20 protein-coding genes are annotated in these 26,346 nt (G+C 49.4%); 13 read left to right on the top strand and 7 right to left on the bottom strand.

The genetic code is table 11. The features are described 5' to 3' along the window. Window positions 1-19: 19 nt before the first annotated feature. The 5 genes from IPI86_RS19780 to mutS form a co-directional block, all read right to left on the bottom strand. On the bottom strand, window positions 20-760 hold the full coding sequence (locus tag IPI86_RS19780; protein WP_345299743.1) for a class I SAM-dependent methyltransferase: 741 nt from the start codon (window positions 758-760) through the stop codon (window positions 20-22). Between the two features lie 60 nt (window positions 761-820). Then, entirely contained in the window at window positions 821-1,996 is a 1,176-nt protein-coding gene (locus tag IPI86_RS19775; protein ID WP_345299742.1) for a glycosyltransferase family 2 protein, read from the bottom strand. Window positions 1,997-2,015: 19 nt separating this feature from the next. Further along, window positions 2,016-4,223 carry a hypothetical protein gene (locus tag IPI86_RS19770; RefSeq protein ID WP_345299741.1) on the bottom strand — a complete coding sequence of 736 codons (2,208 nt, stop codon included), beginning with the start codon at window positions 4,221-4,223 and terminating at the stop codon, window positions 2,016-2,018. Between the two features lie 62 nt (window positions 4,224-4,285). Further along, on the bottom strand, window positions 4,286-5,905 hold the full coding sequence (locus IPI86_RS19765) for a glycosyltransferase family 39 protein (RefSeq protein WP_345299740.1): 1,620 nt from the start codon (window positions 5,903-5,905) through the stop codon (window positions 4,286-4,288). Then, the gene (mutS, locus tag IPI86_RS19760; RefSeq protein ID WP_345299739.1) at window positions 5,881-8,451 is read right to left on the bottom strand and encodes a DNA mismatch repair protein MutS; all 2,571 of its coding nucleotides are present in this window, start codon (window positions 8,449-8,451) and stop codon (window positions 5,881-5,883) included. The genes IPI86_RS19765 and mutS overlap by 25 nt, the downstream gene beginning before the upstream one ends. Window positions 8,452-8,559: 108 nt before the next feature. Between mutS and IPI86_RS19755 the strand changes: the two genes are divergently transcribed. The 12 genes from IPI86_RS19755 to IPI86_RS19700 all read left to right on the top strand — a co-directional run bounded on the left by IPI86_RS19755 (window position 8,560) and on the right by IPI86_RS19700 (window position 20,829). Next, entirely contained in the window at window positions 8,560-9,087 is a 528-nt protein-coding gene (locus IPI86_RS19755; protein ID WP_345299738.1) for a hypothetical protein, read from the top strand. 9 nt (window positions 9,088-9,096) lie between these two features. Further along, window positions 9,097-10,629, top strand: coding sequence for a sulfatase-like hydrolase/transferase (locus IPI86_RS19750; protein WP_345299737.1), 1,533 nt, complete (start codon window positions 9,097-9,099; stop codon window positions 10,627-10,629). Window positions 10,630-10,700: 71 nt separating this feature from the next. Continuing rightward, a complete protein-coding gene (locus tag IPI86_RS19745; RefSeq protein WP_345299736.1) occupies window positions 10,701-10,862 on the top strand; it encodes a hypothetical protein in 162 nt (53 codons plus the stop codon). Between the two features lie 9 nt (window positions 10,863-10,871). Beyond that, on the top strand, window positions 10,872-11,585 hold the full coding sequence (locus IPI86_RS19740; RefSeq protein WP_345299735.1) for an alkaline phosphatase family protein: 714 nt from the start codon (window positions 10,872-10,874) through the stop codon (window positions 11,583-11,585). Between the two features lie 20 nt (window positions 11,586-11,605). Continuing rightward, a complete protein-coding gene (locus tag IPI86_RS19735) occupies window positions 11,606-12,694 on the top strand; it encodes an alkaline phosphatase family protein (RefSeq protein ID WP_345299925.1) in 1,089 nt (362 codons plus the stop codon). 47 nt (window positions 12,695-12,741) lie between these two features. Next, window positions 12,742-13,347 carry a sulfotransferase gene (locus IPI86_RS19730; protein WP_345299734.1) on the top strand — a complete coding sequence of 202 codons (606 nt, stop codon included), beginning with the start codon at window positions 12,742-12,744 and terminating at the stop codon, window positions 13,345-13,347. Window positions 13,348-13,359: 12 nt separating this feature from the next. Beyond that, a complete protein-coding gene (gpmA, locus tag IPI86_RS19725; protein WP_345299733.1) occupies window positions 13,360-14,106 on the top strand; it encodes a 2,3-diphosphoglycerate-dependent phosphoglycerate mutase in 747 nt (248 codons plus the stop codon). A 90-nt stretch (window positions 14,107-14,196) separates the two neighbouring features. Next, window positions 14,197-14,754: a hypothetical protein gene (locus IPI86_RS19720; RefSeq protein WP_345299732.1), complete on the top strand. Its 558-nt coding sequence runs from the start codon at window positions 14,197-14,199 to the stop codon at window positions 14,752-14,754. A gap of 8 nt (window positions 14,755-14,762) precedes the next feature. Continuing rightward, window positions 14,763-16,304 carry a sulfatase-like hydrolase/transferase gene (locus tag IPI86_RS19715; protein ID WP_345299731.1) on the top strand — a complete coding sequence of 514 codons (1,542 nt, stop codon included), beginning with the start codon at window positions 14,763-14,765 and terminating at the stop codon, window positions 16,302-16,304. A gap of 7 nt (window positions 16,305-16,311) precedes the next feature. Beyond that, window positions 16,312-17,853 (top strand): sulfatase-like hydrolase/transferase, encoded by a 1,542-nt coding sequence (locus IPI86_RS19710; RefSeq protein WP_345299730.1) that lies wholly within the window; start codon window positions 16,312-16,314, stop codon window positions 17,851-17,853. Window positions 17,854-17,893: 40 nt separating this feature from the next. After that, entirely contained in the window at window positions 17,894-20,038 is a 2,145-nt protein-coding gene (locus IPI86_RS19705) for an FAD-linked oxidase C-terminal domain-containing protein (RefSeq protein ID WP_345299729.1), read from the top strand. Between the two features lie 50 nt (window positions 20,039-20,088). Beyond that, window positions 20,089-20,829: a heterodisulfide reductase-related iron-sulfur binding cluster gene (locus tag IPI86_RS19700; RefSeq protein WP_345299728.1), complete on the top strand. Its 741-nt coding sequence runs from the start codon at window positions 20,089-20,091 to the stop codon at window positions 20,827-20,829. Between the two features lie 70 nt (window positions 20,830-20,899). Here the strand turns inward: IPI86_RS19700 and IPI86_RS19695 are convergent, their stop codons facing one another. Further along, window positions 20,900-21,610 (bottom strand): peptidylprolyl isomerase, encoded by a 711-nt coding sequence (locus IPI86_RS19695; RefSeq protein ID WP_345299727.1) that lies wholly within the window; start codon window positions 21,608-21,610, stop codon window positions 20,900-20,902. Between the two features lie 97 nt (window positions 21,611-21,707). Then, window positions 21,708-22,334: an RNA methyltransferase gene (locus tag IPI86_RS19690; RefSeq protein ID WP_345299726.1), complete on the bottom strand. Its 627-nt coding sequence runs from the start codon at window positions 22,332-22,334 to the stop codon at window positions 21,708-21,710. Window positions 22,335-22,416: 82 nt separating this feature from the next. Here IPI86_RS19690 and IPI86_RS19685 point away from each other — a divergent pair, with 82 nt between their 5' ends. Further along, window positions 22,417-26,346: a tetratricopeptide repeat protein gene (locus tag IPI86_RS19685; RefSeq protein WP_345299725.1), complete on the top strand. Its 3,930-nt coding sequence runs from the start codon at window positions 22,417-22,419 to the stop codon at window positions 26,344-26,346.

Here is a 26,346-nt window from a genome sequence, read left to right as displayed (position 1 = left end):
TTTCGCTCTTTTAACAAATTTACACTTTTTCTTCAGACAATGTAACAGGCTTTTGGCAGCTACAGATCATGGATTCTGACCAACATTTCTGAATACGCCCAATTTCTGCAAATTTAATAATCATTGCAAAAAGCCGAATCACCTGCCATATCAAAAAAAGAGGAAAGTGAATAAAAAGACCCGGCCCAAGCTCCTTTATTTTCACATTATCAAAATTTGTAACAGTCAAGATATTCTTTAGTGACAAAGGGGACAAAATTGTAAAATGAGTTAAATCACCGTAAATAACATAGTTCGGCATCAAGCCATCACCATTGGGTGTCTGGATAATAAATAGCCCGCCAGGCTTCAAAGCTTGTTGTATTAACACAAGCAATTCATAAAGCTCCTCTTTTTTGAAGTGCTCAATTATGTCAATCGCAACAATTATCTCATACTCATCCACATGCTCCTTCAAGAAGGACATCACATCTGCATGAAAAACATTAAATCCACGCTCTTTTGCTATTTTGACTTGCTCTTCTGAAATATCCACACCTGACAAGTTGGTAAAACCAACAGATTGCAGGTACCTTAACATAAATCCTTGCCCACACCCCAAGTCAAGGATGGCTTCATCCCGTTTCCTTCCTTTGAACAAAGGCAGGTATTTTTCGTTGTACCAAAGTTTGAGATGCAGAAAACCAAACTTCTCTCGCGGTTCCCCCATCTTAAAAGCGGAATAGTATTTTTCATAAAGCGGCTTGCGAATATCTTTCATGAGTTTAGAGCCTTTCTTTATAAATATTCATTGCGTTTTACGCTGAATAGTCTTGATTTCTTAATCCCTGATTCTTATTCCCAAAATACTTAATACAAAACTGGTAATGATGATCTGCCATCCCAGCGCCATAGCAAGGCACCCACCAAAGACCAGGCGAATACTTGTGTTAAAACCAATCGCGTTAAATTCGGGAGAGAGCATGAGCGCCTTAATTGTTATAAAGAGTCCAAGCATAAACACTACAAACCCAATCCCCAAACCGAACTCAAGAGTAAAATACTTGAACAACGGGTAAAACTCCGGTTTTGAAGGAAGGAGTTTAGTATTATAGGCGTAAACCCGCGTTATCACAGCAAAAGAGATCATGTTTACTGCAAGCATCATGATTGTTCCTGTAACAATGAAACTGTGAAAGTCGATCAGCCTAAAGCCAATGTTCACAGGGCCAAAGAACAAGGCCAGGTTGAAAACCCCAGCTAATGTCAGCAATACAAGACCCGGATATAGAAAGAGCCAAGTGGGGCTATACATCAATAGAAATCTCAAATGTCTCCATCCATCGCGGAAACTGCGAAGATGGGGAGGTCTATCCCTTCCGTCAGGGGACAAAGTTGTGGGAACCTCGCAAACATTCATTTCCATTACGGAGGACTTGATGACAATCTCACTGGCCAGCTCCATCCCCGTTGTTTGTAATTCCATTCTTTCAATGGCTTCTTTTGTAAACCCGCGCAAGCCACAGTGGAAATCATTTACTGGAGTTTTAAAAAAAAGCTTTCCGAGGAAGGATAATACAGGATTCCCTATATATCTATGATGCCAAGGCATGGCTCCTTTTTTGATGCCGCCCTTAAAACGATTACCCATAACAAGTTCATATCCTTCGCGTAGCTTCTCAATAAAAGGCGTGAGGTTTTCGAGATCGTAACTATCATCTGCATCCGCCATGATGATGTATTGTCCAAGCGCTGCCACAAATCCACTGCGCAGAGCATTACCATACCCTTTTTCCTCAACATGGATAACCCTCGCACCAAGCGAGGCTGCGATCTCTACGGATTTATCCGTGCTACCATTATCCGCCACGATCACTTCACCATTGACTTCTCCCTTTTTCAGGGAGTATAGAGCTTTTTTAACGCAGACTCCCACTGTACGTTCTTCGTTAAGGCATGGCAATACGATGCTTACTTCCATCCCATCAGGAGTTTTTTTGTTTATCTTGATTGGCATATGTATCCACCTTCTCAGGTTACTCTGACATTTCCCATTCTAGAATGGGGTTGCACAATGGTATGGATAAAGTTGTGTTTTGCTGAAAATTAAGAACAAGCGCTATAGCGTCAGTTTTTTCTATATTCAAAACAAAATCCCCGGCTCCTGAGGTAATTTGTTTTAAATATAACATCGAGATGGGTTCGGATAGCGAAAACACCTGCATGGAAACACCAACAGGAGGGCATCCTTCATCTGAAAATTTCGCCTTTCCGGTTATTAGATATTGGGCAGGATCGGCACCAGCATAAAGAAAAGAAAGCGATGGAGAATCCTTTGATATTGTAACAGAGTGCTTTTTTCCGTTAATATCATATACAAGACTTGCCTCTGCTGATGGGGTAATTAGAATCCAATCTGGTTGTCCGCCCGGTAAACGGCCGATATATTTCCGCATCTGACTGAAGGTCAAAAGTGTAGTTTCGAGAGAGGTGGGTACTTGACGCTTATACACAGACAAAACCGCCCCATCATACAAATGAAACTCCTCAGGCAGTTTTTTGAAATCTTTTCTTATTTTCCACTGGTATGAGAAAATATCAAATACAAACTTTACAACTTTTTGCTCATCCTCGCTTAAATGGTATTGAAAGGGAGTGGTGACTACAACGTATTCGGCTTGAAGCAATGGCGCCAATGGGTAAAAATCCCGTGAATCTATTTGAGGAGAGTGTAGTATCCGCAGAGATGTATGTTCTCCATACAGGGACACTTCAGCATGATGTATGATTTCGTCGTTCATTAACTTTGACGAATCCACAATATAAATACTTCCATTTCCGCCAGCGATTTCGCGTAAATAAGCAACCAGCCGTGCTACCTCATCGTAGTCCGGGCGATACAACGGGGGATGGTTTAGGGTTGTTGGAATGGGGACTAAATGCACGGGAGCTAATCCTGCCCACAAGTTGTATCCAAGCAAAAGGAAAATACCGGGGGTGAGCAACCAGTGAACAAGCGTTTTGGGCTTAATAATTACCCATACTATAAGCGCAGAAATACCCAGTAAGATTGGCAATGCAACATGCAACATGTACTGTGTGCCCGTTTGACGGGGAATGGCAACCCATATAAACACAGAAGTCACTCCAAAAAGTAAAATAAAGCACAACGATTTCTGATCCGCGTTTTCGCCTTCAAGCTGAAAAACCTTCTGTATTTTGGGAATGCCCGATGCAAAGCCCAAAACAACCAGAAACCACAAAACACCATAAGTCTTTAAAAAATAAACAAAGACCTGAAAAGGATTGAGAGAGTATGATGAATACAGACTTAGATAATTTACATAAATGATATTCAGCAACAGTCCCGGGGCCAATAAAACAATGGAAAGCACGAGAAAGGCCAGTATAATTTGCATTTTTATCAAGACATTCCAAAACTCAGATAAACCCTTCCTCCAGTTCTTTTCGGAACGTTGCAGGGCAAAGAATAATAAAAATGCTCCTATAGAAAATAATAAAGACGCCACATTATAAGCAAAGTGGCGTCGAAATATAATCGCCAATCCGCACAATATTCCAATCACAGGAAGTTGAAGACGCCATTTTTTCAGTTCCATATCCAGCAGATAAATGACTATAGCAACTGCGATCAGTAGAACTGCTCCAGTATCTGGATATCCTCTAAAAGCAGAAGCCCAAAACGCTGGAATTAAAGCCCCTGTAAAAATCGTAATCCATCCGGCATAAGTATGGGATGGAAAAATTCTTCTGGCAATATGCCCAGATACAATCAACATAGGGATATGGTAAACAAAAACTAAGCCAATGATATACCCTAATCGAGAATACTTAAATAACTCCATGAATGGAATTAGCGGCAATGCAAAATAGTAGTTATAGTCCAACCATGTAGAGAAATAAACAGCTTTTAATGCCTGAAAAGGGTTCTGGATAAACATTCTGCTGGTGTCATCAGCTATTTCCTTGTAGAAAGCATAATCCCACCAATAAAAAATATGCTCATTTGACACATACAAGGTTGTGAGGAATCCAGCAAAGAAAATCACAATAAGAAAAAGTCCTTGAGGTTTTACCAACAGTTTTCCAAGAGGGTGTCTGAAAACCAAACCGCAAAGACTCAAAGGCACAAAGGCACGAAGCTTTTTTCTCTTTGAGTCTTTGGATCCTAGTGTATTTGTGGTAAAAAAACGAATTTTCAGACGTTTTCCAAGTAAGGACATAATCATTTCCTGTAAAAATATTAACGTATTATAACTGGCGCGTAAACCTATTCTCCAGTTCCTTATCCGGTTTTCCTAAAAATAACAACATTCTCCGAACGGTACAAAATGGAATAGTGAGCATCATCTTCTAGTGCTATTACAAGGGCAGGTACATTCTTGCGGGGTGTATTCAGGAATTTGCAATTACCAATGGGAGGCGCAGTTGAGATATAAACGTAATCATAGTCCTCTCCAAAATAACCAGACTCACCATCAAGGCATTCCAGTCCCTCGTCAATGCAGTCTTGAATATTTGCCCTATGTTCTGCAAATACATCAAATTCGTTTCCAAGCAGCCATTCTCGCCCCTGGATTGTTGTCAGGCTTGTTCTTTGCGCTAAAGCCGGGAACCATTCTGAAAGAGAATCACACATCCCATCAGGATTGCCCGTCAGCACCAAAAAGCGGCTGTTTCTAGGCGTATTTTCTGCGACCCATCGCATGTCAGTTCGACCCTGTTCATCAACATGGTTTTGAGAAATCATGGAACTATTATAAGTTGAATTACACAAGAGGTAGGGTACTGTAAACACAGCCAAAATAACCGCAGTTCGCCTCGAAATACCGCTCGGCTTACCATCAAGATCGTCCCCAATATCAGACAAAGTTGGGATAATAATTTCCATCAAAAAAAAACCACCCGCCAATGCAAAAGAAATGTTCCCGACCGTATGAGCACTTCTTGGTCCAATCAGATAGATAACAGCAAGCATACCTGGAACAAAATATTGTCTTCGAATCACCAACGTAATAATACCCAACACGCCCAACACCCCTAAAAGATCAAGATAAGGCTCAGCCGTAATACTATCCATATTTAAAATAATCAAAGGCGACCAGACACTATGCCCGCCTGTTTGCATTGCAGAAAGCAGTGTTTCAAAACCATGCCGGTATAGGATCAATCCATACCAAGGGGCGGTGGCCATCAACACAGCGAGTGAAACCAAAATTCCATCCAGGAAAGCTTTTAAAGTGCGCGATTTCATAAACCAAATATATGTACAGATCCCTACGGTGTAAACAATCGATTCTGGGTGGCTAAGAATGGTCAAACTTCCAAACAGGATCGTTCTCCATGGGTCATAGCGGATATTCTTTGTAAATAGACGATATGCATATAACACAGTTAAAATCATGAATAGCATTCCAAAGCTGCGTGTCAATCCGCCACCCATAGAATTCCAATCAGACATATGCGGTATCAATGCAAAAATAAGTGTAGCTGCCGCAGCCACCAGCCTGCTCTCCATAAGCTCTTTTGCCGTAAAAAAGAAGGCCAGTACGCAAAACGTACTCGTAATTCCCGGTAGCCAACGGACAATCTCAACAGGTGAAATATGGAGAACGTCGCTAATAATTGCTCCAACATAAAACGCCAAAGGTGGATAAGCAAAAGGAATATTCAGGTTGTTATAAGAGGTGTAAAACGGCAGCAGGTAATGATTCATCTGCAAGTCTTCTATCATTGTATAAAACATCCCGCCATCATTTACAGGAAACCCGGCTAAAAAGGCGGGGAAAATTCGAAACCACCCCCCTAGTAGTATAGACGTCATTACCAAAAGAGTCGCAACATCGTCCGAGCTTAAGTTTTTTTTCGACATATTTTTCATCATTTCGTAAACCGCATCCGCCATTCGAACAATTTATTCAACGCTTCGATGGGTGAAAGTGAATTCACATCCAATTCCCTCAACTCATCCAAAAGCGGATTGGTTTCTGGGAACAGCGCAACCTGCTGGGCAGCATTCGGGTTGATCTTCACGGCGCGCCCTGAAGTCTTTTCAAGTTCAGCCATGATCTCGGTGGCGCGTTGGATCACAGGCGCGGGCAGCCCCGCAAGCTGCCCAACGTGGATTCCATACGAACGGTCTGCGCCGCCTGGAATGATCTTGTGTAAAAACACAACCTTGTTATCGGCTTCGCTCACCGCCACGTTGTAATTACGGATGCCAGGCAGCAAGTCTGCAAGCTGTGTCAACTCATGATAATGCGTGGCAAACAAGGTCTTGGCACGCAAGTGCGGATGATTGTGAATGTACTCGATGATGCCCCACGCAATCGAAAGCCCATCGTAGGTCGAAGTGCCGCGCCCGATCTCATCCAGGATCAACAAACTACGCGGTGTGGCGTGATGCAAAATATTCGCCGCCTCCACCATCTCCACCATGAACGTGGATTGTCCCGCGTGAATTTCATCCTGTGCGCCGATGCGGGTGAAGATGCGATCCACCAGCCCGATATTTGCTGACGCGGCAGGCACGAACGACCCCATCTGCGCCATCAACACGATCAGCGCCGTCTGCCGCAGGTACGTGGATTTACCCGACATATTCGGCCCCGTGATCACGCGCACTACTTCGCCTTTTTCGAAGATGACATCATTGGGGATGTATCTGTCTGATTTCAACAACTGTTCCACAACAGGATGCCTCCCCTCATGGATTTCCAATCCGCTTCCTTCGTGGACCTCGGGCCGGGTGTAGCCTCCGAGAGCAGCTGCCTCCCCCAAAGCAGACAGCACATCCAATTCGGCAATTGCGCGGGCTGTGGCAAGGATTTGATTCGCGGCTTTCGCCAATTCGGCGCACACTTCGCGGAATAAACGAGTTTCAATTTCCTTGATTCGTTCTTCTGCATTCAAAACCAGCGTTTCATATTCCTTCATCTCAGGCGTGATAAACCGCTCCGCATTGACCAGTGTCTGCTTGCGGATGTAACTCTCGGGCGCTTTATCTGCCGCGCCGCGTGAAATTTCGATGTAATAACCAAACACCTTGTTGTATCCGACCTTGAGGGTTTTGATGCCCGTTTTTTCACGCTCCACACCTTCGAGGTTGGCGATCCAATCACGGGCATGTTTTGAAGCGTCAATGACACCATCCAATTCAGAGGAATAACCAGGGCGGATCACACCCGTATTTTGCAGTGTCGCAGGCGGGTCATCGTCAATGGCATTTTGCAACAGGGAAAGTTCATCCGCGCACACTGACCACTGATTACCAGCCGCTGCCTTCTGCCCGCTGATCACTTCTCTTATCTTCGGCAACTCCGCCAGTGTGGAACGCATCGCAACCAGATCACGCGGTTGTGCCTGCCCCGCCAGCACGCGGTTAACCAATCTCTCCAGATCGGAGAGGGGTTTCAGGGTGGCGCGTAATTCCGCACGAACCATGCCATGATCTACAAAATATTGCACGCCATCCTGCCGCTGGATGATCTTCGCCACATGCAGCAAAGGCTGACTCACCCACTGATGCATAAGCCGCTTCCCCATCGGGGTGACTGAAAAATCAAGCGTGCCAAGCAAGGACCCTTTGCGTTCACCGCGCAGGGTTTCATCCAATTCCAAATTTCTGCGCGTGGATGCGTCCAATGTCATGAATTCGTTCAGGCTGTAGGCGCGCAATGAGGTGAGTAGATTCAGTGCATCGGGCTGGGTTTCTTTGAGGTATTGCACAATGGCACCCGCCGCTCTTGCGGAGAGACCGTTATCCTTTAAGCCGAAACCTGCCAGAGTGGATGCTTTGAAATGCGATATCAAAACCTCGCTGCATTTGCCTGGCTCGAACTTCCACGCAGGCAGGGTGGTGATATGACCTGTGATTCCGTCGGGTAAAACTTGCGAATCGGGGTGAATGATCTCGGCAGGGTGAAGACGGGTCAACTCGGCGCGCAAGGCTTCGAGCGGCAATTCAGTGACGGCAAATTCTCCGGTGGTGATATCTACATAGGAAACAGAAGCAGTGGTCGGGTTGGAATTGACCGCTGTTGTCGTATCGAGAATGATCGAGGCGAGATAATTATTCGCATCGCCGGGCAGTAATCCTGGTTCGGTCACCGTCCCCGGCGTGACCACACGCACGACCTTGCGCGGAAAAATCCCCTTGACGGGTTGTTCCCCAACCTGCTCACAAATGGCAACGTGATAGCCTTTTTCGATGAGGCGCGCCAGATAATTTTCAACGGCATGATATGGAATGCCCGCCAACGGCACACGCACACCGCCGCCCACGGGGCGCGAGGTGAGAACGATATCGAGTTCGCGGGCTGTGATCTCGGCATCTTCATCGAAGGTCTCGTAAAAATCACCGAGGCGGAAGAAAACGATTCGGTCGGGGTGCTCGCGTTTGATCTCGAGATATTGCTGGCGTACTGGGGTCAGGTCATCGTTACTGGGCATGGGGCTGCTCTACATGGGATTTAATGTGTGATTTGACTTATTATTATAACTGGAGTATAAGCCTTTATTCCAACCCTAAACATAACCTTTCCATTCATCCAACGAGCCATGTTTAATCACCGACTTCCAAAACTTAACGATGTGCTGTCTGTGTATGCGGTCATCGCGACCATGCTTTTCGCATGGTCAGCGTTGTTGTTCTTTTGGTACCTGCCATCCTGGATGCATTTCATGCTCATTGGTGAAATAGCAGCCACATTTTCGTATGTGATTGTGGCAAGTTTTCTGGAGGGGTTGAGCTTTCTGCTCTTTTTGCTGGTGCTGTGCTTTTTTCTGCCGCCCGAATATCTGCGTGATGAATTCGCCGCGAGAGGGACAGCCCTCACCCTGCCCATCATCGGCATGATCATGATCTACTTCCGCATTACGAACGAGAATATTGCGCGGATCATCTTTTCGGTCACAGGGTTGGTGATCTCACTGGTGATCGTGCTTCTCTTTTATTTTTTGGCGAACAACCCGCGGATCAAAACAGCACTTGCGGCACTGGCGGACCGATTTACGGTTTTTCTGTACATCCTGATTCCGATCTTTGTTTTGTCACTGCTAAGCATTGCCGTGCAAAACATCTTCTAAGAGGGAAATGTGAAACGTTTTAGCAGGCGTGACTTTTTGAAAGCAGCCGCGGCCTTTTCGGCTGGCTCGCTCCTCTCCATGGCTCCTGCGCTTCGAAATATCAAGGCGCAAAGCGGCAAGCCGAATATCATCGTGATGGTCTTCGATGCCATGTCGGCTCGCAACTTGTCGGTGTATGGCTACCCAAGAAGCACCACCCCCGGGCTGGAGCGGATTGCCGAACGGGCGACGGTCTATCACTCGCATTATTCGGCAGGGAATTTCACCACGGCAGGCACGGCTTCCATGTTGACAGGGCTATATCCGTGGACGCATCGCGGAATCAACCTGAGCGGCATGGTCAACAAGAAGCATGTGGACCATAATATTTTCAACCTCATCGGGGATGAATATCACCGCACGGCTTTTTCACAAAATTATCTTGCCGATGTTTTGCTCGGGCAGTTTCAATCAGGTCTGGACAATCACATCCCCGCGCCGACCTTCTACGACCAACTGGAACATCCCCTATTTGGGCAGTATTTTCCCCGCGACCCGATCCCCGCTTATTACGGTCTCGATGATTATCTTTTCTCTGGCGGCATTGACCGTGTGGGTAGTGTTCCCTCCGCGCCTATCTTTGGGTTTTTGAACAAACTGGCGCGCAGGAAACAGGATTTCAACAAATCACTGCCCGATTATCCGTATGGGATTCCGAACAATACGTTTTACAGTTACAAACATGAAGTGGTGTATGCGGGCGTGTTGGATGAGATCAAGAATCTCGCCAGTGAACAAAGCCCGTTTCTGGCGTACTTTCACCTGTTCTCGCCGCACGAGCCGTATCGGCCCCGCAAACAATTCACCGATATCTTCCCAGAATTGGAAATCCCCTTCAAAGCGCCGACGAAATTCTCCACGCTGGATATTGACAACGACCACATCCTCTGGCGACGAAAAACCTACGATGAATTCGTAGCGGACGTGGATTTCGAGATCGAGAAACTGGTCAATGCCTTGGACGAAGCGGGCATTTTGGAAAACACCTATCTGATCCTGACAGCCGACCACGGGGAGTTGTTCGAACGCGGAGAGTACGGTCACGTTACCCGACTGCTGTACGACGCGGTGGTACATATTCCGCTCCTCGTCATTGCCCCGGGACAAAAATCCCGCGTGGATGTTCACCACCCCACCAGCAACATTGACCTGCTGCCGACGCTGTTGCACATCGCTGGCAAAACGGCCACAGCTGACCTCGAAGGCAGAATCCTGCCCGGGCTGGGCGGAAGCGAAGAGTCCCGCAGTTTGTATGCGATTGAAGCCAAGGAATGTTCCGCGTTTGGCAACCTCAAGGACGGCGCGACTGTGTCGCTGATCCGAGGTGAGCATAAACTCATTTACTATACGGGTTACCCGAAAAGGCCTGACACCTTCGAGCTTTACAACTTGAAAGACGACCCCGATGAAATGAAAGACCTGTCCACGCTTGATACGACCACCACCGCAAAAATGAAAGAAGAAATGCTGGATACTTTTGAATCCAACAGGAAATTAAAATAGGTTAAACCTCTCAAATGGACAAGGGTTGTGATGTCAGATATAATCTTTAACCGAAAAAAGGAGTGTCTCAAATGTATATTGATCCAAACACAGGCGGCATCTTATTCCAGGCTCTCGCCGCAGTATTCGTAGCAGGTTCGGGCGTTTTGTTTTTCTTCTCCCGCAACATTCGTGAAGCTATTGCAAAACTCCGCCGCCGTTTCCGCAAGGAAGACGAAGAGCAAAATCAGTAATTCGGCTGCATGAAGACGATCATTCTTGGCTTTGACTCATTTGACCCCGCCGTGTTCGAAGACATGGCGGGGCAAAATAAATTAACGAACTTTTCGAAATTCATGGACGCCGGGGGATATTCACGCCTTGAGGTATGTTCACCACCGCAAACCGAAGTCTCGTGGACAAGCATTGCCACCGGCGCAGACCCGGGCGGGCATGGCATCTTCGATTTCGTGCATCGTGACCCCGCCACGTACGCCCCATATGTTTCGATTTTACCGATGAAGAAAAGCGCGATGGGAGAGCAATTTGTCCCTCCGTACATCGCGAAGACCCTTTTTGAAGAAGCTGCCAGCATGGGTTACCCTGCCACCGCTTTGTGGTGGCCTGCCATGTTCCCTGCGCGGCCTGAATTACCCGTCAACACTTTACCCGGGCTCGGCACCCCCGATATCCGCGGACAGTTGGGCGTTGGCACGCTCTTCACCACCGAAGACGAAAAGAAAAGCAAGACCGCGGTGACGCGTTTTGAATCCACGGGCAAGGGCAGATTCTCTGCTTTGTTGAATGGTCCGCAGGTGCAGGCAAGAACGGCCCTCAGCCTGCCACGTTGCCGATCCAGCTTGAAGCGTTGGACCAGACCTCGGCGCGGGTCACGATCGGCGATACGCAGATCCAACTCCGCGTTGGCGAGTGGAGCGACATCGTGGAAGTCAAATTCAAGGCGGGATTATTCCTGAGCGTTCACGCCATTACCCGCATGATCCTGACCAGTTTGAACGGCGTTGTGCGTTTGTACACACTGCCGCTGCAAATTCATCCGCTGCATGCGTTATCGCATTATTCTTCTTCAAAATCATTTGCAAAAGACCTGTGGCAAAAGGTCGGGCCGTATCTCACGCTGGGCTGGCCGCAGGACACTACAGGCCTCGAAGATGGCTGTATCACCGACGAGCAGTTCATTGCCTTGTGCGACATGATCTTCGAACGCCGCAAGCAGATTTTCTTCCATCTGCTTGGCAATTTCAAGGAAGGCGTTCTCGGCAGCATCTTCGATGACCTTGACCGCGTTCAGCACATGTTCTATCACAACCGACTCGACGTGGCGCAGGCCTGGTATCAAAAACTGGATGCGTTCGTTGGTGAGGTCAGTCAGCGCGTAGAAAAATGGGGCGGCAAATATAACTACCTCATCATGTCTGACCACGGCTTCACGACCTATCAGCAAAAGATTCATCTCAATCGCTGGCTTGCTGAAAATGGATATCTCACTTTGAACAACGGCAGCACTGAAGGCGATCTTTCAAGCATTGACTGGCAAAAGACCAAAGCCTATGCGGTCGGCTTGAACAGCGTTTACTTGAACGTGGCTGGGCGCGAGGGCAAAGGCATCGTGGGCGCGAACGAGATCGAACCCCTGCTCGCTGAAATTCAGCAGAAATTGATGGGCTGGAATGGCCCTGACGGAAAATCGGTCATGCAGCGTATTCGCCTCAAGCACGAAGTGTATAACGGCGCTTACACCCGCCTCGGCCCTGACCTGGTGATTGGGTACGCGCCCGGATATCGCGCCTCCTCCGAAACAGGTCTCGGCAAAGTGCCGCAAAATTTGGTTGAAGCCAATCACGATCACTGGGGCGCCGATCACTGCGTGGATTCTGATGTCGTCCCCGGTGTGATCTTCGCCAACCGCGACCTGCAAAACTTCGGCGGCGTTTCCTTCCGCGATATCCCCTTCCTCGCCATCGGCAAGCATCTCGATCAATCGCACATCAAACCGCCGTCACAAGTCAGCGGTGGAAGCCAAAAAGATCTGGAAGACCGCTTGAAGGGTCTTGGTTATCTTTAAATCACCCGTAGTAACGACTAATGTCGTTGCTGCATTCAGGTAATCCTTTGAAAAATCTATTCTCACGCCAAACACCCAAAAAGATCAACGAAAAGGTCATCGTCGTTTCTGGCCTGCCCCGCTCGGGCACATCCATGATGATGAAAATGCTCGCCGAAGGCGGACTCCCCACCGTGGTGGATTCGCTTCGTCAGGCCGATGAAGACAACCCAAATGGTTATTTCGAGATCGAACAGGTCAAAGCACTCAAAGACGGTGAAAAAAATTGGATCTACGATGCGCGCGGCAAGGTCGTCAAAGTTATTTCGTACTTGCTCGAATTCCTACCTGAAGACGTTTCCTACGATATCATTTTCATGGAGCGCGAGATCAGCGAAGTGCTCGCCTCCCAGCGCAAAATGCTTCAACGCAGAAATGAGACCTCCAACCTCACCGACGCCGAAATGGAAGCCCAATTCCGCGAACATTTAAAAGCCGTGAAATATTGGGCTGCCCGCAAACCCAACATGCGCATTCTTTACGTCAAATACAGCGAAATGGTTGGCAATCCTGAAAAGTTGTGCAAGTCAATCGCGGACTTCCTCGAACTTCCGCTTGACCTCAACGCCATGCAGGCTGTCCCCAATCAGTCGCTTTATCGAAACCGCTCATAACTGGAGTACATCATGTATAAACTTGTTCTCGTCCGTCACGGACAAAGCACCTGGAATCTCGAAAACCGCTTCACTGGCTGGACCGATGTTGACCTCACCGACCTCGGCCGCTCCGAAGCCCGCGAAGCAGGCAAGCTTCTGCGTGAGGGCGGCTACGATTTCGACATCGCCTACACCTCCGTGTTGAAACGTGCCATCAAAACGCTCGGCCTCGTTCAGGAAGAAATGGACCGCGAATGGCTGCCCGTTATCCGCGCCTGGCAATTGAACGAACGTCATTACGGTTCTTTGCAGGGTTTGAACAAATCTGAAATGGCCGAAAAATTCGGCGAAGAACAAGTGAAGATCTGGCGACGCTCCTACGATGTACCGCCTCCAGCCTTGGAATTGACCGACGAACGCCACCCGAAATTTGACCGCCGCTACGCTTCTTTGACTCCCGAACAACTGCCAGCCACCGAGTCGCTTAAGATAACCCTTGACCGTGTCCTCCCATTCTGGCATTCCACACTTGCGCCTGAGATCAAATCGGGCAAACGCCTGTTGATCGTGGCACACGGCAATTCCATCCGCGCGATGGTGAAATATCTCGATAACATCTCCGAAGCCGAGATCACCGAACTCAACATACCCACTGGCCTGCCGCTCGTCTACGAATTGGACGAAGCTCTCAAACCCATCAAACACTATTATCTCGGCGACGCCGCAGAAGCCGCAAAAAAAGCCGCCGCAGTGGCGAATCAGGGCAAAGCCAAGTAAAACTCGTTTCAAAATTACAAGTCAAAGCAGGCATGGATGGAGCACAACACCTGTCCATGCCTTTTTTATCCAGTCAGTGAGAGTTAGCCCATGAAACTACTGAAGCTCATTTCTGAACGAATGCCAGATTCGAAAAACATTTTGGCGGTGTATGCCTTCATCGTCACGTTGGTCTACTCGTGGACCCTGTTCACATCCTTTTACAAACTGCCTTCATGGCTGTTCTATCTCTCCATTGGACAGATCCTCTCGGTGTACGCTTACGCCTTTTCCTTTGACCTCCTCGAAAGCCTTATTGCGTTGACGGTCATCCTGCTTCTGGATTTCACGGTTTTCCTCTTCCTGAAAAACAAAGAGGAATTTCAATCACGCTCCATGATTCTGGCGGGTATTTTATTGGGCACGTCCATGCTGCGGCTGGCGTTATTCCAAAATTATGAAGATATCACCGCCTTTTTGAGCGGCGAATTGCTCTGGTGGGCCATCGCCATTCCGCTGGGATTGGTCCTCGCTGTCTTCGCGCCGAGAATCAAATTGGTCAGGACCATTTTTGAGGGATTCGCAGAGCGCGCCACGGTCTTCGTCTATATTTACATTCCGCTGAGTCTGATCTCGCTGGTTGTGGTTTTGATCCGCAATATCAACTAGGTGAACCGATGACAAATTTCTCTCGCAGGGATTTTCTCAAACTCCTCGGAGCGGCATCGGTCGGCGCGCTTGCCTCTGAGCGTGTGCTTTCGCTTAAAGCTGCCGATAGCAGCAAGCCGAACATCATCATCATTTTATGGGATGCGTTTTCGGCGAGACATTTATCGTTGTACGGCTATCCGCGCCAGACCACTCCCAATATTGACGCCTTCGCGGAATACTCCACTGTATATCACAACCACTACAGCGGCGGAAATTTCACCACCTGCGGCACCGCCTCGATGTTGACAGGCATGATTCCCTGGAAGCATCGTGCCATCAACTACGATGGGCTGGTGCGGGCCGAGTATGTTCACAACAACCCGTATACCCTGCTCGGCTCCGATTACAAACGGTTGATGTTTGCGCAAAATCCTTGGCCCGATCGTTTGGTGGGCCAATACTACGAAGATGTGGACCGCTTCCTCCCGCCCACCGCTTTCAGCCTGCTTGAGGATTCCCCCGCCTTTTTCGAAAATGATCGCGCCATCGCTTCCGTGGCAATGAGCAGTTTCCTGATGCCGATTCAAGGCGGGAATGCGCCCGTGGGTTCATCCATTTTGGGTTACATGAACAAGAGCAAAGTTTTGAATTTTGCCGATGGACAAAAATCCCCGCGCTACCCGAAGGGCATCCCCGAAGCGATGAACATGGGATACATGATCCCCTACCTCAACGAGGATGTGTATGAAGGGCTGTTCTCAGAACTGACCCAGCTTGAAGCGAATGGCGACCCCTATTTTTCATATTTCCATTTGTATTCGCCGCACTATCCCTACCGTCCGCGCAATGACTATTTGAAGATGTTCCGCGATGACGGCTATGCCCCCGTCTCAAAACCGATTCATCCACTATCGGTTGGTTTGCAGCAGGATTACCTGAATGGCCAAAGAGACATGTACGACAGACAGATCGCCCAAATTGACGAAGAATTTGGCCGTCTGATTCCACGCCTTGAAGAAAGCGGCGTGCTTGAAAACAGCTACGTCATTTTCACCGCTGACCACGGCGAGTTGTTTGAAAGAGGCTTTGCGGGGCATGGATTCCAATTCATGTACGAATCGGTCCTGCACATTCCGCTCATCATCCACGCGCCAGGGCAGACAAAGCGGCAGGATATTCACGCCCTCACCAGCAATACCGACATCCTTCCAACCATGCTGTCCATTACGGGCAAGGAAACAACGCCAGACATGGATGGAAGAGTCCTGCCTGGGCTTGGCGGCGAAGTGGACGAAGACCGCCCGATCATCTCCCTCGTCGGTGTGGATAACTCCGCGTTCGGTGTTATTAAAAAGGCCGTCATTGCAATGCGGAAACGCGAATTCAAATTGATCGCATATCTGGGCTACGAAGACAATTACAAAAAGTCATTCGAGTTGTACAACATCGAAGCCGACCCCGAAGAACTGGATGACCTTTCAGACCGTGACACCGCCACGCTTTCTGCCATGAAGGATGAATTAATGACCTATCTCGATGAGGCCAATAAACCGTTCAGGAAGAGTTAGCGATTCCATGGCACAGATCACGAGAAGAGACTTTCTAAAATTGGCGGGCGGTGCCTTGGCGGGTTCGCTGGTTTCCAGCAAACTGACTTCGCTGGCGCAGGGCGACAAAGACTCTCCCAACATCATCATCATTTTATGTGATGCCTTATCCGCACGGCACATGTCATTGTATGGCTATCCGCGTGAAACGACGCCTTACATCAGCGCCTTTGCCGACCGCGCCACGGTCTATCACCAGCATTACAGCGGCGGAAATTTCACTAGCACGGGCACGGCCTCGCTGTTGACGGGCATGTTTGGCTGGAAACACCGCGCCATCAACCAGGGTGGATTGGTGCTGCCCGAATACGCAAAGACGAATCCTTATTCTCTGCTCAGCACCGACTATTTCAAATTCGCATTCTCCCAAAACCCGTGGTCAGACCGTTTGATCGGGCAGAACAGCCGCGCCGTCGATAAGTTCCTGCCAGTCACTTCGTACAGCCTGCGCGAAGAAAATCCGATCACCAGAATTTTCAAGAATGACCGTACGCTGGCTTCGATCGCCCTCGATGATTTTATGATCCCCATACAGGGCGATACTGCAGGCTCCGCCATCCTCAGCACCTACTATAAGAAGAAAGCCATGGACACTTTCTTGAAAGACAAGAACAACTCTGCGCGCTATCCTGATGGGCTCCCTGAAATTCTCATCGGCGGATACGTGGCGCCGTACTTGAACGAAAGTGTGTACAACGGCGTGTACGAAGAAGTGTCACAACTTGAAGCGAACTCACAACCTTATTTCGCTTATTTCCATTTATTCTCGCCGCATTTCCCATACAGTCCGCGCAGGGAATATCTGAAATTATTCCGCGATGATTTTTCGCCGCCGATCAAACCCATTCATCCGCTTTCGCCGAAATTGCATAAAGATTTTTTGAATTCAAAAAGAACCGCCTACGACCGACAGGTGGCGCAGATCGACGAAGAATTCGGCAGGCTGATCGCCAAGCTCGATAAGATCGACGCCCTCGCCAACAGTTACCTGATCTTCACCGCAGATCACGGCGAATTGTTCGAGCGCGGATTTTCGGGTCACGGTTTTCATTTCATGTATGAAGGCGCGCTGCATATTCCGCTTTTGATCCATGCCCCGGGGCAGTCATCTCGCACTGATGTTCATTCAACAACGAGCATCACAGATGTGCTGCCCACTTTACTTCAGATCACGGGGGAAGACATCCCAACAGATATTGATGGCAAAGTGCTGCCCAACTTCGGCGGCGCAGAAAACCCAGACCGTCCGATTTTTTCCGTGTATGCGGTGGATAACTCGGCTTTTGGTCCGTTGAAAAAATGCGTCATCGCAATGAGAAAAGGTGCATACAAACTCATCGCGTATCTAGGCTACAAAAACTTTGATGAAGTCTTCGAGTTGTACAATATCGAAACCGACCCCGAAGAATTGTTTGACCTTGCCGCCAAAGAAGTGGACCTGCTCTCGAAACTGAAACAGGAATTCCAATCACATCTTGAAGAAGCGAACAAGCCGTTTTTCAAAAAGTGAGAGCGCGACACACTCTGACAACACGCGATAGAATCACCGCATGACCCTCTCCCCCGATTTTCTCCACGAATTGAAAAAGCGCTTCACTGGCGACCTGCGGCTTGATTCTGCGTCACGAACCTTGTACTCCACCGACGCATCCATATACCAGATCGAGCCGTTGGGCGTTGCGATTCCCAAAACGCAAGACGATCTGCAGGCTGCTGTGGAACTCGCTGCGAAATATGCCATTCCCATTTTGCCGCGCGGGGCGGGATCATCGCTGGGCGGGCAGGCCATCGGCGAAGCCTTGATTCTGGATTGCTCACGCCATCTGGATTCCATCCTCGAAATTGACTCTGACTCTCAAACAGCGACCGTGGAACCAGGCGTCGTTCTTTCCACGCTGAATGCTGCTTCTGCCAAATTTGGCCTGACCTTCGGCCCTGACCCTGCTTCTGCCGAACGCGCTACGATGGGCGGAGTCATCGGCAACAATGCCACGGGCGCACATTCCATCCTCTACGGCATGTCTGCAGACCATTTGGTTTCAGCAGACGTGATCATGGCAGATGGGAGTCTTGCGGTTTGGAACAAAATCGTTTTGGAGGAAAGAGGAAAGAAGAAAGATGATTCACTTCTTTCCTCTTTCCTCTCCACAGCACTTGATGTCCGTGAAAAATATTCAGACGCCATAAAACAAAATTTCCCAAAAACCTGGCGCAATTCAGCTGGCTACAGGTTGAATTATCTTTTGCCGTGGAGTCCATCTTCCCCTCCGCAGTGGATCGGCGCTTCGTATCCAGCAAACCTTCAGCCTTCCACTTTCAACCTTGCAACGCTTCTCGCTGGCTCCGAAGGCACACTGGCGGTGATGCGACGGGCAAAGGTGAATTTGGTTCGCAAGCCGAGGCATACAATTTTGGGCGTGCTGGCGTATCAAAGCATTGCCGATGCCTGCGACGATGTTCCGCGCTTGCTGGAGTTCAAGCCCAGCGCCATTGAGCTGATTCCGCAGATGATCATTCAACTGGCTCGCGGGGTTCCTTCGTTTGCCCGCCAAATGGGTTGGATGACGGGCAACCCTGCCGCGGTGCTGGTCATTGAATTTAGCGGGGATCAGCCGTCGGCTTTGAAAGAAGCGGTTCGTCGCGTCGGCAATGTCATGACGATCGCAGAGTCACCCGAAGAACAGGCCCGTGTATGGAACATCCGCAAGATGGGGTTGGGGATTTTGGATTCGCGTCCGCAAGCCGCAAGGCCTGCAGCATTCATCGAAGATTGCGCGATCCCCGTGGAGCGATTGGGCGAGTTTGTGCGTGAGATCGAGCGGATTTTGCGTGAGCACCACACCGAAGGCGGAATTTACGCGCACGCTTCGGGCGGCTGTTTGCACATTCGCCCGATTTTGAATCTGTATCGCGGAGAGGGCGTGCGCGCTTTGCGCAGCATTGGCGAACAGGTTTTGCATTTGGCATTGAGCCTTGGCGGCTCAATGAGCAGTGAGCATGGCGACGGAATCGCAACGGGCGAGTGGATCGAAAAAACATACGGCGCGGAAGTGACCGAAGCCATGCGCGCCTTGAAACGCGCCGCCGACCCGCAGAATATTTTGAACCCGAAGAAAATGTTCGATGCGCCGCCCATGGATACGAATTTGCGATACGGTGAAAATTATCAGACAAAAACCTGGGTTCCATCTTTGCATTTCAACCACGAGCGCGGACTGGCTGGCGCAATTGAACATTGCAACGGACAGGGCGTGTGTAGAAAGCACAACGGTGTGATGTGCCCATCTTTTCAGGCCACGCGAGATGAGGCAAATTCAACAAGGGGCAGGGCGAATCTTTTGCGCGGACTAATTACCAATCGTCATTTACCTTCAGCCCAGAAAGAGCTCGAGCAGGCAACCTATCACGCCCTTGATCTTTGCCTTGCATGTAAGGGCTGCACCTCCGAGTGTCCCAGCGGCGTGGATATGCCGAAGTTGAAATACGAATTCATGAACGAGTATTACAAAACCCACCGCAGGCATTTGCGCGATTATCTATTTGGGTATTTCCATGTGGTTTCAAAATGGCTTGCGCCTGTTGCGCCGCTGGCGAATGCGTTTATGAAAATGGGCTGGTCGCAGAAATTGATCGCACGTGTAACGGGCATTACCGAGAAACGGCCGTTTCCGTTATTTGCAACAGGACGTAGATAGCAGGAAGATTCAAATACACGGAAAAGGAAGACGTCATCTTTTTATCGGATGTGTTCTCGCGTTACCTCGAACCCGAAGTGGAGCAGGCCACTTTTGATCTTTTACATACCGCAGGATACGAAGTGAAGGTTCTGCCCATTGTCGGGGCGGGGGCTTCACTGCTTTCAAAGGGATTCGTTGACGCAGCGCGAAAACATGCCGAAAAGGTTCTCAGCGAAATTCGTGCGCTCGATCCTGATTCAACTTTGAGCGTGGTCGGGTGCGAACCGCCAGAGGTGTATTGCCTCAAGCATGAATATTCTGCCCTGCTGCCAAATCGCCGCGCGGAACTTGAATCCATTTCAAAGCGGGCGTGGTTAGTGGATGAGTTTTTGTTACGAGATGAAAATCTGGAAAGATTGCAACAGGCGGGAGAAAATGCTCCCCACAATGACATCATCAACTTTCATCCCCACTGCCATCAACGCGCCGAAGGGCCTTCAGAAGATGGTTTGCCCAGCGGAACTGCCGCCACGATGGAATTGCTGCGCCGTTTCGGCTTCCAAGTGAATCTGCTGGATACAGGCTGTTGCGGCATGGCAGGCACCTTCGGCTACGATGCGGATCATTATGAGCTTTCGATGCAGGTCGGTGAATTGAAATTGTTCCCGAAAATCAGGGAATTGGGAATCAGAAATGGCGAAATCGTTTCATCTGGCTCGGCATGCAGATTGCAGATCAAACAGGGAGCGGGGAAGACTGCAGAGCATCCGCTGGTGGTCATTGCCAGGCACATCGCATCAAACGGGTAAATAAAATCCCGCCCAGTAGAAATCTACTGGGCGGGATTCTTGCATTAAACCAGGTGCTACGTATCTTCGTTTACTCTTGCGAGATCGTGACGCTTTCCATCACGTCGCCAGTAAAGTTGGGATTTTGCTCTGGGTCACGAAGTGTAAGCGAATTGACGACATCCATACCACTGACAACTTGGCCGAAAATAGTGTAGCCGCCGTTCAGCCATTCTGTTGGGGCAAAGGTGATGAAGAACTGACTACCATTTGTATCAGGGCCAGCGTTGGCCATTGCCAGAATACCAGGTTTGTCAAAGGTCAGGTCGCTGTATTCGTTGACGAACTCATAACCAGGTCCGCCCATGCCCGTACCAGTGGGGTCACCGCCCTGAGCCATGAAACCTTCCAACACGCGGTGATATGTGAGGCCATTGAAAAATCCCTTGCAGGTGAGGAAAACAAAACTATTCACCGCGATCGGGGCTTTATCGGCGAATAGCTCGATCTTGAATTCGCTGCCGTTCGCCATCTTGACCGTGGCGAAGTAGTTTGCGGTGGTATCGATCAGCAAATCAGGCGCGGAATTATATTGGGCCGCCGCAGGAATCGAATCAAAAGCCGCGCAGGCGGGGGAAGATCCACTCACAGGCTGGACAACCGCAGGCGCGGTCGCCTCGGCAACTACGGGTTCAGTGGCAAGTGGTTCGGAAGTCACCGGGGCGGATGGAGAGAGGGAACAGGCGAATGCGGCAATCAACAGAACGGCAATCGCAAATAGAAACTTGTTATTTTTTTGCATGAAAAGACTCCTTGAGTTTTTTGATAATTGAAACGATTTTCTCGAAAAATCTGTCCTTCGACTACGCTCAGGACAAAATCTTTAGAGGCGGGCTATTTTATGAGGATAATGAAAATCCTGCCACCCCAAAGGCCACGGCAACATTGAATGAGCGCTTCTGCCCGCGCATGGGAATATGGAAAATTGCATCGGCAAGTTCGAGCAGTTCGGGGTCAACACCAGTGACCTCACTGCCGACAAGCATCACGATTGGATGTGAAAATTGAAACTCAAAAAAACGCGAAATGGGAATCGAGCGCTCGTCTTCTTCAAGTGCAACAACTTTCCAACCTTCCAACTTTAGACCTGTAACCAACTTCACGGCATCCTTGTGGTGACTCCAGGTCACGAACTCATCGGCACCGAGGGCGGTCTTGCGGACTGCGTCCACTTCGGGCGTGGGTGTGATTCCGCACAGGTAGGCATGGCTGAAACCGAATCCGTCCGCGCTGCGCAGGATCGAGCCGACATTCCACGCAGAGCGGATATTATCCATCAGTACAGCCTTCATTTCTCGCTTGCCTTCCTCCTTCGAAGCCCCCTCCCCACCGATTTGTTTGCTCAAAACGACAAGTGTCTCGCCGAGGCAATGCGGACAGCGCACTCCAAAGGAATGACCGACGGTCAACGGGTAGCGTAGCCCGCAACTCTGACATACTCTGATCTCAAAAGATGATATTGGCATGTGACGGATTATATTCGCTTGCCACTCAAATCCAACCTGGTTTTTGACTGGTAATTGAGATAACAAGCGGTAAAATTAAAACATGCAGATCACACGCCAGCTTGTTCCAGAATTCATCTATGAAAAATACCGCTTGGGAGAAACAAAAGGAGTTTTTCAGGGAGCCGCCATGTTCGTGGATCTCTCAGGCTTCTCCACCATGACAGACGTACTTTCTGCACACGGCACGCATGGTGCGGAGGTTTTGGCAAACATGATGCGCGTGGTGTTCGAGCCGTTGGTCAATGCGGTGTATGAACAGGGCGGGTTTGTGATCGGATATGCCGGGGACGCGTTCAATGCCGTTTTCCCCGCCGAACAGGATTCAGGTCAGGTGATGAAGCGTTGTTTATCTGCGGCGCTTGCAATGCAAATGCACACAAAAGCCAACTCGCCCGTCTCAACTCCTTATGGCGTGTTTTCCATCCGTATCAAGGCAGGAATCGGATTCGGGCAAACGACATGGCAAATATTTAAATCCATCAATGGCAAGCGGGCCAGCTACTGGTTTCGCGGAGATAGTTTAAGCGGCGCAGTACTCGGCGAGGAGCACGCCTACGCAGGCGACATCGTGGCGGACCCGGTAGCCTATGAATTGCTGAAGGATGTTGTTCGCGCCACACCTGTTGATCAATGCTTTCTAATTCAGGAAACCACGGCAGAACTACCCAGACCGCTTCCCACCCCTGAACCAAATCCTGCCGACGATCTTGCTGATATTTTTCTCGCCGATACAATTGCCCACCTTCCCATCTCAGGGGAATTTCGTCAGGCGGTGAATCTTTTTATCGATATTCCAGTGAATATCTCTGATGAGGCCCTGGTCACGCCCTTCATGGAAACGGTTTATCTTTTGCAGGATCAATACAACGGCGTTTTTCTACGCCCTGACCTGGGAGATAAGGGCTTTAATCTGCTTATGTTTTGGGGCGCGCCAATCTCCTACGAAAACGATATCGACCGCGCCTTGAATTTCATTATTGAGCTTTCGGCTCGAACCCGCATCACGTTGCGGGCTGGCATTTCGTACTATATGGCATATGCGGGATTTATCGGCTCAAGCAAACGCGAAGATTATACGGCCTATGGATGGGGTGTGAATCTGGCGGCACGCATGATGGAGAATGCCGGTCAGGGTGAATACTGGATGTCGGAAGATGTTGCCCGCCGCGCTGAAAAGCATTTCAATTTCAAATTCCTTGGTGAGTATAAATTCAAAGGCTTCAAGCAGGAACAAAAAGTATTTACATTAAGCGGGCGAAAGAATATTGTGGAGACCGTCTATTTGGGACAGTTGGTCGGCCGCGAAAAAGAACTAGAAACACTTAATACATTTATTGAACCGATCAAGCGCGGACAATTCGCAGGCGTCATGGTTTTGCAGGGAGAGGCGGGCATGGGCAAAAGCCGACTGGTCCACTCCTTTCAATATTCTGAATATTTCAAGGAGCATCCAGCAAATTGGGTGGTCTGCCAGACAGACGAAATCCTGCGGCAGCCGTTCAACCCATTCAAGGATTGGCTGAAGAAACGCTTTGAATTGCTCGAAGGCCAGCCTGACGAGATCAACTCGGTCGCATTCAATCGCGATCTTCAGGAATTGGCCAACATTACGCCCGATCCCGAACTGGCATCGGAACTGATGCGCACTGGCTCAATGCTGGCAGCTCTGATCAACATCACCCAACCCGCTTCTTTGTATGAAAGTCTCGATGCAAAAGGTCGTTACGAAAACACACTGATCGCGTTGAGCGTGCTTCTGCGTGCCGAAAGTTTACAAAAGCCTCTCATCCTGTTCATCGAAGATACGCACTGGCTGGATGAAGATACAGGCACGTTTCTGTCTTATTTTGTACGCACATTGCTTTCAGAGCCAGATAAAAAATATCCCATCGCCATCATTGCCACGCAGCGCCCCGAAGGCAGTTCAACATGGGCGACCGATGAAGTTTCAATTCAAGAAATAAAACTGGGCAGGCTGTCCACACGAAGCATGGCGCATCTGGCAGAAGATGTGTTGGGTGGGCCAATCGCAGATTCCCTGCTCACACTTCTTGACGCACGCACGGATGGAAATCCATTCTTTGCAGAACAGATCCTACGCTATTTACTGGAGCAAAATGCGCTGACTCTGGATGCGAATAAAAATTATTTTGCACACGAGCAGGCAGAAATATCCCTGCCAACCGATGTCCGCGCAGTTCTCGTAGCACGCCTGGATCGATTGGCAAAAAAGGTAAAGGAAACTGTCCAAACCGCCTCGGTCCTTGGCCGCGAATTTGAGATCCGCGTGCTGAGTGAAATGCTTCGCGCCGACAAAAATCTATCAAGCCATGTGGCCGAGGCTGAAAACGCCAACATCTGGACGCACTTGAGTGAAATCGAGTTTATCTTCCGCCATGCGTTATTGAGAGACGCCGCTTATTCGATGCACCTGCTATCACGTCAGCGCGAATTGCATGGGCTGGCTGTCTCAGCAATGGAAACGGTTTATCAAGATGATCTTGAGCCGCACTACGGCGAACTGGCCTATCATGCCGAACACGCGAATCTGGATGAAAAAGCGCTTCACTATCTTAAGCTGGCAGCTGATTTTGCCTCCCAAGCCTATCAGAACGCCCAGGCCATTGACTACCTCACCCGTGCCCTTGCACGGATTCCGCAAAACGAAGTTCGTGCCCGCTTCGAGATTCTTTACAAACGCGCCATTATCTATTTCAACATTGGCAATTGGGCCAATGAAGATAGCGACCTGACAACCCTGGAAGAGATCGCCGTCAACTTAAAAGACAACCGCCTCCTCGGACGCGTATTAATGCGCCGCACTTATTATTTCGCAACCAAAGGTGAAAACTTCGTGGCGATCTCCTTTGGCGAACGCGCCATTCCGCTCGCCAAGGCTGCCAATGATCTGGAAACATTGAATGGGGTTTACAACGTACTGCCAAGTGCATTTACACGGGTTGGGCATCTCGATGAAGCCTTCGCAAGTGCGCAGGAAGCACTGGAACTTTCCCGCTCCACAAAAAACCGCCTTGGGGAAGGCAATGCGCTCACATCACTTGGCCTAATTGCCCTCGAAAACAAGGGGCCTTCAGAGGCACATCAATATCAAACCCTCGCACTGGAAATCGCCCGCGAATTGAGAAATCGCGATCTGGAAGCAAAGGTATTATCCAACCTTGCCAACATCATCGGGTTGTCGCAGGGTGATTTCGCCACAGCACGTGATTATTTCGAACAAGCCCAGATCATCCACCAGGAACAGGGAAGTCTGTATCCCTCCGGGCTGGCGTTGACCAATCTCGGCTGGGTCTCCAGCATGCTTGGAGACTATGAGACAGCCTTGAAATATCACACCCGCGCACTCACCATCGCGCGCGAAGTGGGCAACCGCACGCAGGAAATGTACACTCTGATCAATTTAAGCGCCTCCACATCTGGCAAAGGCAACAACCCCGCCGCCGCCATCTACTGGGCAGAAAAAGCACTGGCACTATCCGAAAAAATAGCCGACCAGATCGGGGCGGCATGGTCATTCTTTTATCTCGGCTACGGCTACTTATTAGACAAACAATACGCACAAGCCCAAAAAGCGTTCATCGATTCATTGAGAATCAGGGAAGGGATCAATGCAAAAGTGCTGGCAGCTGAATCTCAGGCAGCCATCGCCCAGACCTCGCTTGAAGTACTGGATATCGAATCTGCATTAGCCGAGGTTGAGAAGGTAATACTTTATATGCAGGAGAATCCTCACCTCGAAGGCGCTGAAGAGCCGTTACGCATCATGCTCACCTGCTATCTTGTCTTAAAAGAGAAAAAAGACCCGCGTCACAAAAACATTTTGCAAGCTGCAAATCTGCTTTTGGATACGCAGGTCTCAAAACTACGTTCAGAAGAGGCGCGCCGCATCTACGTGGAAAACGTGCCCTGGCGGCGCGCGCTAAGAAGCCACTACAGGGAATTAAGCTAA

It is taken from the genome of Candidatus Villigracilis affinis (genome assembly GCF_016705895.1).
In the GTDB taxonomy this organism is placed as follows: Bacteria; Chloroflexota; Anaerolineae; order Anaerolineales; family Villigracilaceae; genus Villigracilis; species Villigracilis affinis.
Note: the sequence above shows the minus strand (reverse complement) of the source record. Positions and strands in the feature narration are given on the sequence as shown.

What these genes read in the sequence shown, in the direction of transcription:
- IPI86_RS19780 (WP_345299743.1), bottom strand. Translation starts at nt 760, where the DNA reads ATGAAAGATATTCGCAAGCCGCTTTATGAAAAATACTATTCCGCTTTT.
- IPI86_RS19775 (WP_345299742.1), bottom strand. Translation starts at nt 1,996, where the DNA reads ATGCCAATCAAGATAAACAAAAAAACTCCTGATGGGATGGAAGTAAGC.
- IPI86_RS19770 (WP_345299741.1), bottom strand. Translation starts at nt 4,223, where the DNA reads ATGTCCTTACTTGGAAAACGTCTGAAAATTCGTTTTTTTACCACAAAT.
- IPI86_RS19765 (WP_345299740.1), bottom strand. Translation starts at nt 5,905, where the DNA reads ATGGCGGATGCGGTTTACGAAATGATGAAAAATATGTCGAAAAAAAAC.
- mutS (WP_345299739.1), bottom strand. Translation starts at nt 8,451, where the DNA reads ATGCCCAGTAACGATGACCTGACCCCAGTACGCCAGCAATATCTCGAG.
- IPI86_RS19755 (WP_345299738.1), top strand. Translation starts at nt 8,560, where the DNA reads ATGTTTAATCACCGACTTCCAAAACTTAACGATGTGCTGTCTGTGTAT.
- IPI86_RS19745 (WP_345299736.1), top strand. Translation starts at nt 10,701, where the DNA reads ATGTATATTGATCCAAACACAGGCGGCATCTTATTCCAGGCTCTCGCC.
- IPI86_RS19740 (WP_345299735.1), top strand. Translation starts at nt 10,872, where the DNA reads ATGAAGACGATCATTCTTGGCTTTGACTCATTTGACCCCGCCGTGTTC.
- IPI86_RS19735 (WP_345299925.1), top strand. Translation starts at nt 11,606, where the DNA reads ATGATCCTGACCAGTTTGAACGGCGTTGTGCGTTTGTACACACTGCCG.
- gpmA (WP_345299733.1), top strand. Translation starts at nt 13,360, where the DNA reads ATGTATAAACTTGTTCTCGTCCGTCACGGACAAAGCACCTGGAATCTC.
- IPI86_RS19720 (WP_345299732.1), top strand. Translation starts at nt 14,197, where the DNA reads ATGAAACTACTGAAGCTCATTTCTGAACGAATGCCAGATTCGAAAAAC.
- IPI86_RS19715 (WP_345299731.1), top strand. Translation starts at nt 14,763, where the DNA reads ATGACAAATTTCTCTCGCAGGGATTTTCTCAAACTCCTCGGAGCGGCA.
- IPI86_RS19710 (WP_345299730.1), top strand. Translation starts at nt 16,312, where the DNA reads ATGGCACAGATCACGAGAAGAGACTTTCTAAAATTGGCGGGCGGTGCC.
- IPI86_RS19705 (WP_345299729.1), top strand. Translation starts at nt 17,894, where the DNA reads ATGACCCTCTCCCCCGATTTTCTCCACGAATTGAAAAAGCGCTTCACT.
- IPI86_RS19695 (WP_345299727.1), bottom strand. Translation starts at nt 21,610, where the DNA reads ATGCAAAAAAATAACAAGTTTCTATTTGCGATTGCCGTTCTGTTGATT.
- IPI86_RS19690 (WP_345299726.1), bottom strand. Translation starts at nt 22,334, where the DNA reads ATGCCAATATCATCTTTTGAGATCAGAGTATGTCAGAGTTGCGGGCTA.
- IPI86_RS19685 (WP_345299725.1), top strand. Translation starts at nt 22,417, where the DNA reads ATGCAGATCACACGCCAGCTTGTTCCAGAATTCATCTATGAAAAATAC.